The organism is Nostoc edaphicum CCNP1411, from assembly GCF_014023275.1.
Classification (GTDB): domain Bacteria; phylum Cyanobacteriota; class Cyanobacteriia; order Cyanobacteriales; family Nostocaceae; genus Nostoc; species Nostoc edaphicum_A.
The window spans coordinates 4,471,548-4,484,995 of the sequence record NZ_CP054698.1 but is presented as its reverse complement, the minus strand read 5'-3'; the positions used below and the strand labels follow the sequence as shown (position 1 = coordinate 4,484,995).

At 40.2% G+C, this 13,448-nt stretch carries 11 protein-coding genes and 1 pseudogene; 3 read left to right on the top strand and 9 right to left on the bottom strand.

Going from position 1 to position 13,448, the window contains the following annotated elements:
- Positions 1-82: 82 nt before the first annotated feature.
- Together rpmF and HUN01_RS21395 are read left to right on the top strand one after the other, a co-directional pair.
- Positions 83-256, top strand: coding sequence for a 50S ribosomal protein L32 (rpmF, locus tag HUN01_RS21400; RefSeq protein ID WP_012407602.1), 174 nt, complete (start codon positions 83-85; stop codon positions 254-256).
- 494 nt (positions 257-750) lie between these two features.
- Positions 751-1,356 carry a sulfite oxidase-like oxidoreductase gene (locus HUN01_RS21395; RefSeq protein ID WP_181927888.1) on the top strand — a complete coding sequence of 202 codons (606 nt, stop codon included), beginning with the start codon at positions 751-753 and terminating at the stop codon, positions 1,354-1,356.
- 83 nt (positions 1,357-1,439) lie between these two features.
- On the opposite strand, the gene HUN01_RS21390 is transcribed toward HUN01_RS21395, so the two are convergent.
- Together HUN01_RS21390 and HUN01_RS21385 are read right to left on the bottom strand one after the other, a co-directional pair.
- A complete protein-coding gene (locus HUN01_RS21390; protein WP_181927887.1) occupies positions 1,440-2,822 on the bottom strand; it encodes an aldehyde dehydrogenase in 1,383 nt (460 codons plus the stop codon).
- A 177-nt stretch (positions 2,823-2,999) separates the two neighbouring features.
- Complete coding sequence (locus HUN01_RS21385) at positions 3,000-4,139, bottom strand: hybrid sensor histidine kinase/response regulator (RefSeq protein WP_181927886.1); 1,140 nt, start codon at positions 4,137-4,139, stop codon at positions 3,000-3,002.
- Between the two features lie 823 nt (positions 4,140-4,962).
- Between HUN01_RS21385 and HUN01_RS21380 the strand changes: the two genes are divergently transcribed.
- Positions 4,963-7,041, top strand: coding sequence for an NACHT domain-containing protein (locus HUN01_RS21380; protein WP_238845526.1), 2,079 nt, complete (start codon positions 4,963-4,965; stop codon positions 7,039-7,041).
- Between the two features lie 2 nt (positions 7,042-7,043).
- On the opposite strand, the pseudogene HUN01_RS21375 reads toward HUN01_RS21380, so the two are convergent.
- The 7 genes and pseudogenes from HUN01_RS21375 to HUN01_RS21345 all read right to left on the bottom strand — a co-directional run.
- Positions 7,044-8,078: pseudogene (locus tag HUN01_RS21375) on the bottom strand (IS630 family transposase); the annotation flags it as partial.
- Between the two features lie 260 nt (positions 8,079-8,338).
- Positions 8,339-9,292, bottom strand: coding sequence for an RpnC/YadD family protein (locus tag HUN01_RS21370; protein ID WP_181927884.1), 954 nt, complete (start codon positions 9,290-9,292; stop codon positions 8,339-8,341).
- Between the two features lie 3 nt (positions 9,293-9,295).
- Positions 9,296-11,011 carry an urease subunit alpha gene (gene ureC, locus HUN01_RS21365; RefSeq protein ID WP_181927883.1) on the bottom strand — a complete coding sequence of 572 codons (1,716 nt, stop codon included), beginning with the start codon at positions 11,009-11,011 and terminating at the stop codon, positions 9,296-9,298.
- Between the two features lie 61 nt (positions 11,012-11,072).
- Positions 11,073-11,378, bottom strand: coding sequence for an urease subunit beta (locus HUN01_RS21360; RefSeq protein WP_181927882.1), 306 nt, complete (start codon positions 11,376-11,378; stop codon positions 11,073-11,075).
- Between the two features lie 120 nt (positions 11,379-11,498).
- Positions 11,499-12,167, bottom strand: coding sequence for a hypothetical protein (locus tag HUN01_RS21355; protein WP_203219492.1), 669 nt, complete (start codon positions 12,165-12,167; stop codon positions 11,499-11,501).
- A gap of 95 nt (positions 12,168-12,262) precedes the next feature.
- Positions 12,263-12,565, bottom strand: a complete 303-nt coding sequence (gene ureA, locus HUN01_RS21350) for an urease subunit gamma (RefSeq protein WP_012407584.1) — start codon at positions 12,563-12,565, stop codon at positions 12,263-12,265.
- Positions 12,566-12,604: 39 nt separating this feature from the next.
- Entirely contained in the window at positions 12,605-13,441 is an 837-nt protein-coding gene (locus HUN01_RS21345) for an urease accessory protein UreD (protein WP_181927881.1), read from the bottom strand.
- Positions 13,442-13,448: the final 7 nt, after the last annotated feature.

The window sequence follows — 13,448 nt, the reverse complement described above, 5'->3', positions numbered from 1 at the left end:
TATTCCTGACTCAACTGTTGTCTTTGGCGTCAGTGGATGGCCTAGAATAAGAAGGTTGTCAAGAATCGCGATATCTGCTGACATGGCTGTTCCTAAGAAGAAAACTTCCAAATCAAAACGAGATAAACGTCGAGCTACCTGGAGACACAAAGCTGTCGTCGAAGCTCAAAAAGCCCTATCTTTGGGCAAGTCGATTTTGACTGGACGTTCGACATTTGTATATCCAACTGCTGAAGAAGAGGAAGAAGAATCATAATTTCCCAGTCAGGAAAAGCATGAACAGCACCGATAGATTTGATTGGTGACTTTGCCAATGAAACTTCTCACTACTGGATAAATGCTTTTTCTTAGCTTTCCTGATTGAATTATGAATCATAAACACTCTACATAAGCTCATTAGATCGAAAAAAATTGGTAGTGAGTAATTGGGAACATCCATTACCCATTACCTATCATTCATAAGTAATGATCAAGTCATCATATAAAACAGGAGTCAGAATACAGAACTCAGAATTCAGAATACTCTACCCATAAAGAGATAGAGTTTTAAAGTGAGAACATTTTAATATTTTTCGCCCATTATTCTACTCGCTTTTAACCAATATTTCGTCACCCACTCGTACAGTATTCATACTGAATTCTGACTCCTGAGTTCTGAATTCTTCATATAAAAAGTAAAACATCTGGTGCTGTTGGCAACTCCACAAAAAAACTTGTAAATACCTTGAGAAAAATAAGTTTTCTCCAACTATGCTAGGAAAATTTTTTCAGAAACCAGGGAAGGAAGAAAGCGAACGCGTTCCTCCTGGTCAACACTTAGCTAAAGGTTTCCCCGTATTAACTTACGGTGCAACTCCTCAAGTCAGCACTGAGGAATGGGAGTTTAAAGTTTGGGGTTTAGCAAAACCTGCTACCTTTAGTTGGTCAGACTTTATGGCGCTACCTCAACACGAATTCACAGCAGACTTCCACTGTGTAACGCGCTGGTCTAAACTCGATGTCAAATGGACTGGTATTAAAGTTACGGATTTTATGGGTCTGGTTGAGTTAGACCCCAAGGCAGTCTACATTATGGAACACTGCTATGGTGGCTACACTACCAATATTTCTGTAGAAGATTTCATCCGCGAAGAAAATTTCTTTGCCTTTAAAGTCTTTAGTGAAAACCTTCCATCTGAACACGGTGGTCCGATGCGGCTAGTTGTTCCCCACCTCTACGCTTGGAAAAGTGCTAAGTGGATTAATGGTTTAGAATTTTTAGCTGGTGAAGAACTTGGTTTTTGGGAGCGCAATGGCTACCATCGTCGTGGTGAACCCTGGGCTGAGGAGCGTTACAGCAACGCTTTTGGGTTTTAAGAGAGACGCGATTAATCGCGTCTGTACAAGAGTTAGGAGTTGTAGATTTTTATTCGTCACTCCTAACTCTTAACTCAGAACTTTTAACCCAAAAGTTTCTTGATTATTGGCAATTTGCCCTGATAGGGAGCGTATCGCCATTTTAAATCTAGCCAGAAGGAGTTTTGCAATACACTTTTCTTATGGGAAAAGGTGTCAAAGCTAGCTTTGCCGTGATAGTTGCCAATACCGCTATCTCCCACCCCACCAAATGGTAAAGACGAGACACCAACCTGCATCACTGTGTCGTTAATACAGACTCCACCAGAGGAAGTTTCCTGCAAAACTCGCTTTTGCAGGTTTTTGTCTTGAGAAAATAAGTATAACGCCAAGGGCTTGGGTCTAGAGTTAATCAAGGCGATCGCTTCTGCAATGTCAGTATATTCAATGATGGGTAGAATAGGGCCAAAAATTTCTTCCTGCATTACAGGATCTTCCAAAGAGACATGATCAATCACTGTGGGGGCGATATAACGCTCTGAAGGTTGATTTTCTCCACCGATGATAACTTCACCATCTTTGAGAAAATTAACCAATCTCTCAAAGTGTTTTTGGCTGATAATCCTAGCATAATCAGGACTGTCTATAGGATTATCGCCATAAAATTCTTTTAAAGATTTTGCCAGACCATCTATTAAATCTTTTTTGATTTTTTTATTAACTAAAAGATAGTCAGGGGCAATACAAGTTTGTCCAGAATTAATAAATTTGCCCCAAGTAATTCGTCTGACAGTGTGTTCAAGATTAATGTCAGTATCTACAATGCAAGGACTTTTGCCACCCAATTCTAAAGTCACTGGTGTGAGATGTTTTGCCGCTGCTGCCATAATGATTTTACCGACGGCTGTGCCACCAGTAAAAAAGATATGGTCAAACTTTTCTGCAAGTAGTTTTTGACTTGCTTCCACGCCTCCTTCAACCACGGCAATATAAGCAGGGTCAAAATGTTTGGCAATAATCTTAGCAACAATATCAGACGTATGAGAAGCAATTTCTGAAGGTTTGAGAATTGCACAATTACCGGCTGCGATCGCACCTATTAATGGTGAGATAATTAACTGAAATGGATAGTTCCAAGGGCCAATAATTAAGACAACTCCTAACGGTTCTGGATAAATTCTCGCTGAGTAGGAAAAAAAGTCCCAAGAAACAGATGCTTTTTTTGGCTTACTCCAGTTTTGAAGATGTTTTATAACATAATCAATTTCCTTAACTACACTGATTTCTGTAATATAAGTCTCCACTTCTGGTTTATGTAAATCCGCTTGTAATGCCTCAACTATTGCTTGTTCATGCTCAATGATTGCTTGCTTGAGAGTTTTAAGTTGCTCAATGCGAAAAGTGACATCTTTAGTTTTGCCAGTTTTAAAAAATTCTCGCTGATTCTGGATAATTTCACCAACGTTAGATAATTCAGTGGTAATCATTTATTTGTCCGATAAAAAACTGTTTGTTTAATGTTAGTGCTGCTAGATAAGCACATCTTTTATTGTTCTATTTTCTAATTGGAATATTTAGCCAAAATTAAAAACTAGTCAGATTATAAATTATGAATTATCAGGATAAATAACTTTATAATTCATAATTTATAATTACTAATTTTTTCATGTTTTGCTGGGTAGAAGCACAATAAATACACTACCTTTGCCCAACTCAGAATTAAGTAAAATTATGCCTTGATGTGCCTCGACAATTCGACGAGCAAGGTACAATCCTAAGCCACTACCAGAAGTTTTGTGGCTGCCTTGGCGAAATCGTTCAAAGATAGTGGCTTGTTCTTCAGGGGGAATACCTGGGCCAGTATCCGCTATCTCAATTCTAATATAGTCACCAGAATTGGATTTTCCAGATAACTGAGATTGACTACTGTTGTCGAACTGGCGTTGAGAAGTAAAACGAATAGTAATAGATCCAGAGTTGGTAAATTTGATTGCATTGCCTATGAGATTGGTGAATAGACGATGCAGTTCCAAGCGATCGCCCATCACTGTATTTGACTCTTCAGTAAAGTCCAAATTTAGGGACAATGCTTTGTCTTGGGCTAGAGGTGACAATTCTCCCATCACTTCTTCTAGCAGTTGTCTCAGATTAACTGGTTGAAATGCCAAACTTTTGCGACCTGCTTCAAAGCGATAAACTTCCAATAAGGTATTGACCATAGTAAGCAGGTTGATATTACTACGGGCCATGATGGCGATTACTTCCTGCATTTGCGTTGATAATGTTCCCAAAGCACCTTGCTGAAATAGCATCAACATGCGATCGGCAGCTACCAAGGGAGTGCGTAAGTCATGGGTGAGGCGGGAGACAAAATCTTCTCGCTGACGGGCAATTTCATCACGTTCATCCATACTATGCTTCAAACGCAGGAGCGATCGCACTCGTGCCAGCAATTCATCTACTGTTACAGGTTTGCGGATAAAATCATCAGCACCCAAGTCTAAACCGTGGGCGACGTTGGGCGTATCGTGGGCAGTGATCAGCAATATGGGGATATATTGCGGCAATTTCATCTCACCGCGAATATGCTTGGTGACTTCGTATCCATCCATACCTGGCATCATCAGATCCAGTAAAACCAAGTCACAAGGAGAAGCTTTCAATTCTGCCAAGGCTGAAATTCCATTTTCTGCGGTGCTAACTGTGTAACCTTCTTCCTCCAAAATAGTTTTGATCAAAAACACGTTATCAGGAGAGTCATCAACAACCAGAATTTTGTCAGAGCGAGAAGATTGTGAAGTCATATAGATGCAAGGTACGGGGTAAAAGTAAATTTTTGTAAGACTAGCTGTATTTGTAACAATTTGTCTAGCTATATGTGTGTGAATCGTTCTCTTTTGTTGGCTCAGGCAGAGACTTTAGAGATGTTTTGAGCAAAATGCAATCAAGATAGAGTATAAGAATCTGCATTTTCAGAAAGTGGTTGAGACATTGAAAGCTTTCATCCCTCAGCAGCCATGCCCAGATTTTTTTCAGCAATAGCACTAGGATAACTTCAATAGATTTCTTGAGAATCAGAGTAATTAATATTTCTAACATTGCGATCGCCTCAGCTGCTTGACTGAGTTCAATGTCGCAATTTTGTTTTGTAGTTATTTATTTGACTTGTAGTGACTTACATTGACTTGTCTTGACATATCTTGATTAGCCGCCAATTTCTGCAAACGCAAGCTAGACTGAACTTTAAGGCGATTTCACACTAGGTATATGTCGTTACCAAGAGACTTCCTAACACAACTAGAGCAATACAGCGAATTGTCAAACCGAGAAAAGGCAGTCTTTTTAGAAATCTTCAGTAGTGGCAAGAGTCGAGTTCAAGTTACACAAGCGTTTAACATCTCTAACAGCAATCTCAACAGTTTTCTAACGGGGGTTTACAAAAAGTTCAGTATTTGCGGCAGTGGGCCTGTGAAAGAAAGCCGCTTGCGAGAGTATCTTGAAAAGCGATATTCCCAGCAGAAACCTTCTGGTGGCTCAACTGCTGACATTGCAGAGGATGATATTGATGCTCTAGTTCAAGAAATCCGGGAAAAGATTAAACCCAGCATCAAAGAAAAGTGTGGAACGATGCGTGTGCTGGATATGGATCAGCCTATTGAGTTAACTGGAGAGCGAGGCATCTATACTAACGTCAACATTCTGGAGAAAACCACAAAACGCAGGCGAGTGAAAATTGGGCAACTGCTGCAAAAGTTTGATCGGGAAGACTTTGATCATTTTGGACTTCATGAACCCAGTGAGAAGCGCGTGCCAGGGCTAAAAGCAGTGCAGCATCACAATAAACTAATGGTTTTAGGTAAACCGGGCGCAGGAAAGACTACATTTTTGAAGTATTTGGCGATGCACTGTATCGAAGGGCAGTTTTTGACAAACCGAGTTCCCGTATTCATCATCCTCAAAGACTTTGCACAAGACCCTAAACAGCTAGATATTCTCCAGTACATTACTCAACAATTATTTATCTGTGGTATCCAAAATAGCAGCGTGAAAACTGAGCAGCTGTTGAGACAGGGTAAAGTTTTGGTTTTACTGGATGGTCTTGATGAAGTTAGAGAAGAAGATACAAAGCGTATTTTATGGCAAACTCGGAATATTTCCGAACAGTTCCACACCAATCAATTTGTTATAACCTGTCGGATAGCTGCCAAAGAATACACCTTTGAACCGTTTACTGAAGTAGAAGTGGCAGATTTTGACAAAGAACAGATTGCTATTTTTGCTCACAACTGGTTCAGCTTAAACTGTCAAGTGAAAGCTGAAATATTTATTGAAAAACTACAAGCAAACAAACGGATTTTTGATCTGGCAACTAATCCACTATTGCTGACCTTACTGTGTTTGATATTTGAGGAAAACGAAGATTTTCCAGCGAACCGTTCAGAACTTTATAAAGAAGGTTTGGATATATTGCTTAAGAAATGGGATGCTAAACGTAATATTGAGCGCAATCAAATTTATCAAAATTTATCGTTGGACTGTAAAGAAGATTTACTCAGCGAAATTGCTTTTACTACCTTTGAGCAGAAAGACTATTTCTTTAAACAAAAAACTGTAGAGGCATATATCGTCAAGTTTATCAGTAATTTACAATCTTTTAATTTAGAACCAGAGGTTTTGAAACTTGATAGCGAAGCTGTTTTGAAATCTATTGAAGCCCAACATGGTTTACTGGTGGAAAGATCAAAAGGAATTTATTCTTTTTCGCATCTGACTTTTCAAGAGTATTTCTGCGCTAGAAAAATTGTATCTACTTTAGCGTATGAAAATTTAGTAAAACATATCAATGAAAAACGCTGGCAAGAGGTGTTTTTACTAACCGTTGGAGTTATGGAAAAAGCAGATAATTTAGTATTGTTAATGAAGCGAGAAGTTGATAAATTAGCCGCTTCCGATGAAAAATTACAACATTTTTTAGAATGGCTTGCTCATAAATCTAGTTCGTTTGAATATTTTTACAAGCCAGCAGCTATAAGAGCATTATATTTTGAAATGATCTTAAATAGTGAACAAAATAAATTAGATAATACTCTTGAAGGGGATTCAGGAAATACTTTATATGATTTAGATAATGCTCTTGGATGGGATTCAGAAGATACTTTAGATGATATAGAGGTAGATTGGTTACTCAATGAGGTTCTCACAAATAGTCTTGTTCTAAGTGATGACCTAGCTAATGCTTTTTCTCAACGTCTTGATGCTACTGATATTCATGATGAAACTATTGATAAATCATCCCGTGTACAAGCGTTTCTTGATCGGGATTATACTTGTTGTAAGCTAGCTGATATTGACGATTTTCTTGGAAAGGCTATTGATTTATCTTCTTCTTTTCAATCAGATTTTAAGACTGCATTGCAGTTGCTACGAGATAAACTCAATCAGGCAATACCAGAATGGGAATACCTATTTGAAAAATTAGAAGGATTTGGAGAATGGTGGCAGGAAAATAGCCAAGCTTGGACTGAGCAGTTAATAGCTTTGATGATTGAACATCGTAATATTGGTCATAACTGGCAGTTCAGTTATAGACAAGCTAAACTACTAAATCAGTATTATAATAGTAACAAACTCCTGGTAAACTGCTTAGACAGCGATTGTAATATTAGTGAGAAACTTAGACAAGAAATTGAGCATAACTTGCTATAGGACTAATATTTGATTTCTGAAAAAGCTCCGTACATTTGAAGAGTCGCAAAATCAAAGGTAGTGTGCCGGATAAACCACTCAAACATCCATTTGAGATGTGAGAACGAAGGAATCAAGGCACAGAAACGCCGCACCCAGGTTTTAGCTTGTAACCAAATATCCTCAATTGGATTTTGTGACGGGCAATTAGGAGCAAAGCGGACGCAGTGAATTTTCCACTCCTCTTGAGACAAATCTTGGTTTACCTCGCCTAAAAAGTTTTGAACCAGATGTGAACGATGGTAAGAAGCACCATCCCAAAAAAGAAGTAATCTTTGATTGGGGGACTGATCTAATAAATAACGTAGATAATCAATTGTATTTTCTGAGTTACCTGCGTTATACGCTTTTAGTAGTAAGCTTCCCTCCAGATAGTCAACTGCCCCGTAGTATGTCTGTTTGTCTCGTATATTAACAACTCTCACTGCTATTTCTTGGTCAGTTTTTCCCCAGACATACCCACTTAAATCTCCCCACATTAAATGACACTCATCAAGCAGCAATACTCTCAACTTTCCTTCTTCAATTTCCTGCCGATGCCTTGCCAATAGTGTTTCAATCTCTTTTTTTTTTGCAGCAACAGCGTCCTCGTCAGCTTTTGGATTTAAAGAAGTAGTTTTCTTCCAACTAATTCCTGCCGCATCAAATAAGTCATAATAGCTCCGCTTTGACTCATAAGTTACATCATATTCAAAAGCCAATTTATATTCGAGTTCACCAAGTTCCCAACATTCTTTTGTTTGCAACCAACTTAAAACTTCTTCTCGTTGTTGAGCAGTTAAGTAACTTTTTTTTCCCTTGTGGTTCAGGCGCAGTCCCGAAATTCCATCTTCCTCATAAGCTTGCTTCCAGCTTGTTATCGAACCCAGTGACACATCTAAAATTGTTTGAATTTCCTCATACTTGTAGCCTTGATAAACCAATTTGACTGCCAACGCTTTCCTCACCTCACGCGCATCTGGGCGATCATCTATAAATTCTTGTAGTTCTGCGATCGCGGCTTGTAGATGCTGGTTTATCATTGTTAGCTATTAGACAAATATTCTGTCCGTATTATCTCGTAGTTTTTTTCAGAAATCAAATATGATTCCTATATTACCAATAAGTAAATTACAAACGGAAAAGAACATAGAGATTTTCTAATTTTGCATTTTAAACTTTTTTCCACATTTTGCTAATGAAAGTGAGTGTGCAACAAGTAAACAAGACACCATTCCTTCAAATAAAACAATGGATATCTGGCAATCAGCCACTATGCTCATTCCCCAGAGGTAAGACTATCTAAAACTTGCTGAAATTCTGCTATGGAAGGAATTGCGATCGCACTTTTATGAAGCATTTTTAGCACAGATGGTTCTTCTATCTTATTGATAACTTCGACAATAGAGCTTGGCACTTCTCCAAATCGTGTTTCTAGGACTGTAATGATGCTTTCTCTCGCATTTTCAACAATTCCTTCTTCTTTTGCTAGCCTTTCAATACTAGTTACGTACCGCATTCTATCTGCCTCCTCGTAACTTCTCACTTTTGTTTTAAAACTAAGTGCCAACTCTTTTGGCAAAACCATTATCCAGTCGATAAACCGAAATAACTCCCGAATATCTTCCCGGCTATATCCCCGTTCATACAGGCGTCTGACTAGGCTTAGTTTCCACTGTAGCCGATTTTCTGGATTTCGTTGCGTTGCCTTGGTCTTGAGATGCGCCATCACAATTACACCAAAGGGGTTGGTTGTTTGCTCTAGGATTTCCCACCCTTGCTCATAGTCCAACAGTTTCGCCACAGGAAACTCTAAGCTGACGCGACATCCGCCCAGTTGATAGCTGTAGCTAGAAGGTCGCCAATTTGCTTGTTCATCTGCTAAAACTGCTAAACTAATGACTCGCTTTTTATGACGGTCAAACAAGCGGTAATTATATGTGTACATCCGTTCGGCAAATTGGCTGTCATATTGCCCTTGGACTTCCACATGAACCAATACCCAAGCTTCCTCTCCATCCAGTAGCCAAACTTTTGCGACTTTATCAACCAAACGCCGCCCAATTTCTGCATTCGGTTCTAGCTGTTGCAGTTCTGTGTCCAGAAATTCATAAGGTCGCGTCCAGTCGATTTCGGCATAAGCTTGGGTGAAAAAGAATTCTAGAAATCGGGGAAAATATAGTTCAATAACTTCTTTCCAAGGACTATCGTAATCAGTAAGTTGCTCGGTCATGAATTAAAACAAAAAGTACCTCTGTGCCATTGGTAAAACTGTCGCAGGTTCACAAATCAGCAACTCACCATCTGCCCTGACTTGATATGTTTCTGGATCTACTTCAATGTGGGGTAGTGCATCATTCAGCTTCATATCCCGCTTACTCAATTGGCGTGTCCCAGAAACTGCAACTGCTGCTTTTTGTAAACCTAGCTGGCTGGGAATTTCTTTCTCTAAAGCTACTTGCGAAACAAAAGTTAATGATGTGGCATGACGCGCCCCTGCAAAACTACCAAACATTGGCCGCATATACACTGGTTGCGGTGTAGGAATACTAGCGTTAGCATCCCCCATTTGCGACCATGCAATCATTCCGCCTTTAATCACTATTTCTGGTTTCACGCCAAAAAACGCCGATCGCCACAAACATAAATCTGCTAATTTTCCCTCTTCTACTGAACCCACATATTCAGCAATTCCGTGAGCGATCGCAGGGTTAATTGTATACTTAGCAACATATCTTTTTGCCCTAAAATTGTCTGCTTTTTGCTCTGTTCCTTGTGGGTTAAGAGTTCCCCGTTGCACCTTCATTTTGTGAGATGTCTGCCAGGTGCTAATTATCACTTCGCCTACCCTTCCCATCGCCTGAGAGTCAGAAGAAATCATGCTAAATGCGCCTAAGTCGTGCAAAATATCTTCAGCAGCAATGGTTTCCCGACGGATGCGAGATTCGGCAAAAGCGACATCTTCAGCGATCGCAGGATCAAGATGATGGCATACCATCAACATATCCAGGTGTTCATCTAAGGTGTTGAGGGTGTAAGGACGTGTGGGATTGGTGGAAGATGGCAGAACGTTGGCTTGACTGCAAACTTTGATGATATCTGGTGCGTGTCCGCCACCTGCGCCTTCGGTGTGGTAGGTGTGGATGGTACGATTCTTGAAAGCAGCGATCGTATCTTCCACAAATCCGGCTTCGTTGAGGGTATCAGTATGAATCGCTACTTGGACATCATATTCATCGGCAACACTGAGGCAGGTATCAATTGCTGCGGGTGTAGTTCCCCAGTCTTCATGAAGCTTTAACCCCATTGCACCGGCATCTACTTGCTCTACAAGTCCTTGGGGCTGACTGGCATTACCTTTGCCCATAAATCCTAAGTTGACAGGAAAAGCATCAGCCGCTTGCAGCATTCGGTAAATATTCCAAGGGCCGGGAGTGCAGGTAGTGGCATTTGTACCTGTGGCGGGGCCAGTACCGCCGCCAATCATGGTGGTAATTCCAGAAGCGATCGCAACTTCAATTTGTTGGGGACAAATAAAATGAATATGGGCATCGATACCGCCAGCAGTGAGAATCATTCCTTCACCGGCTAAGGCTTCAGTTCCGGGGCCGATAATAATATCTACATTATTTTGAATATAAGGATTTCCGGCTTTACCAATTTTGAAAATCTTGCCGTCTTTAATGCCGATATCCGCTTTGACAATACCCCACCAATCGAGAATTAAGGCATTGGTAATTACTAAATCTACAGCACCATCGGCGTTAGAAATGGGGGATTGTCCCATTCCGTCTCTGATGACTTTTCCGCCGCCAAATTTTACTTCGTCGCCGTAGGTGGTGAAATCTTGTTCAACTTCTATAAATAATTCTGTATCTGCAAGTCGGATGCGATCGCCTAATGTTGGGCCGTAGGTTTCGGCGTAGGCGCGGCGATCCATTCTGTAAGGCATATAAAATCCTTTTTTGAACGCAAAGGGACGCTGAGGGAAGCGCAGAGGTACGCGGAGGTTTTTAGAGGTTTCCGTTAATTTTGGCGTTGAAGCCGTAGACTTGGCGAGTACCAACTAGGGGGATGAGAGTTATTTCTTTTTCGTCGCCTGGTTCAAAGCGGACTGCGGTTCCTGCGGGGATATCGAGACGCATTCCTCGCGCTTGTTCTCTGTCAAAGTTTAAGGCAGTGTTGACTTCATAAAAGTGATAGTGGGAACCGACTTGTATGGGGCGATCGCCTGTATTTGACACTTGCAATTTTATAGTTGGACGACCAATATTTAGTTCAATTTTACCTTCTGGTATAATGATTTCTCCTGGGATCATATTCAATCAACCCAAATAATTTAAATTAGGACTTACACACATTCTGCGAATTCCTGACGTTCTTCTCTTCGAGACGCTTCCTTCCTTCGCGTTGGCGTAGTCTCTCATAGAGAAGGAGTCTTAGCGGTTCGATGAGTTAAGCTTTTTAACTATTTTTGCCGAATTTTTGTTAACTTTTAAAAAGTTTGCTTGTTGACCCTTGAGGTCTGTAAAAGTTTCAATAATGTCAGTTTCAAATTTTAATGGGAAGTTAAATTTTGATTTCCACGGATATTTAATTTGCTGTTCTTGCCACCGCAGATGTTCCATTTTCCAGGAATTATGGTAATCCAAAAAATTTAGATAACTGTTTGGCATTATTTCACCTTTAATTAAGTGTGTTTTTGACATCAAAAGCTTTTTGATTTTTTCGTGGCGGGGAAAAGCATCTTTTTCTATCCAAAAAACCCACAGCTTAATTTCTTCTTCGTCTCGCAATGGGAAAATTATACGATCATCTTTTTCTACTACTTTCAGAGATCCTGAAATATGCTTTTTTCCCCGCATTTCTGTTAACTTTTCTACTAAATCTGTATAGGTACGTCTACCTTCCCAAATCAGAAAAGCAAGTGGCCCATATAGTTCTTCTAGCTGCTGTTCAGTATATTTTAACGATGCAGTTGTCTGCTGATTTTCTCTCTCTCTGTTGCCAGACATAATGTGATTAACTATTCCGGCTACAACAGCAAAGGCAGTAGTTATAGCAGTGGTTATAATGGTTGCTGTAAAGCCAGGGTTTCCTGTATTCATTGCCTTTATACTTGACGGTAGTCAAGCAGTAAAATTTTAGCTATGTGGTAAATTTTATACTTTTTCTTTTCAAAGTAACACAGTATGAAGTAAATTTAACGAATTGGATTATGTACTGTAACTAACTTTGTGCCATCAGGAAAAGTAGCTTCAACCTGCACATCATGCACCATTTCTGGTATACCTTCCATGACATCATCCCGCGTTAAGAGAGTTGTACCATAACTCATCAATTCAGCTACAGTTTGCCCATCTCTTGCACCTTCTAAAATAGCAGCAGAAATATAAGCGATCGCTTCGGGATAATTCAGTTTTAAACCCCTTCCTTTCCGTCTTTCTGCTAATAAAGCAGCAGTAAAAATCAATAGCTTATCTTTTTCCTGCGGCGTAAGTTGCATTCTTATCTCCTCTGTGTTCTCTGCGCCTTTGCGGTTCGTTCAAACCTGCCAAACTCTTGGTATACAATTACCACGATTCAAAAAAGAAACTCGCAGCAACTGCCAAACATCAATAAACCAGTTTCTCACCTCAGAAGTAGAAGAACCGCGATATCGACACAATAATCCATGTTGTAATCGACTAACACCCACTTCTCCTTCTCCATCCCATAAATTTCGCATTTTTTCCACAATTTCTGCCGAAACTGCACCACCAACCCAAACTAGACTACCTACTATTGGTTTTCCAGCCAAACCATGAGGACTATAAAAAGTTTCTTCGCTACCCTGTAACCATTGCCGATCAATCCATAAAGGAATACCTTCTTGCCAAATTTCCGTGTGCGATCGCCATTCTCCCTGCAAGAATTTCTCTCCTCTAGCACTGCGACCAAATCGGGTAATTTCCCAGCCTAACCAACTGCCCCCGGTTGCTAATTCTACCCGTAAATCTTGCCGATAAATCGCGTCGTTAAATAAAATTGTCTCTTGCGGTAGCCATTCTAAACAAGCACCAGCATCAACTTGCATTTGGATGATTTGTCTAGCTTGTAAGCCATTGCTGCGATATATCTTGCTTGCAGCCGCCGTGGTGATTAAGGCTTGGGTTTGGGGTTGGAGGTGGATGTTAGAGGATAAGCGATCGCCTCCCACCATTCCCCCAGCCGTGTGTAAAATTATGCTATGACAAATTTCCCCTTCTGGATAAAATGGGCGTTGTACCTTCAGGGGCGCTTGTTGGTGATTGGAAATTAATTGAGTTTTACCCTGGCGATCGGCATAGACTAAATTAAGTTTGCCATGCCAACCTTCTGCTATTTCTGAGTTGCAGGTCATTTAGAAA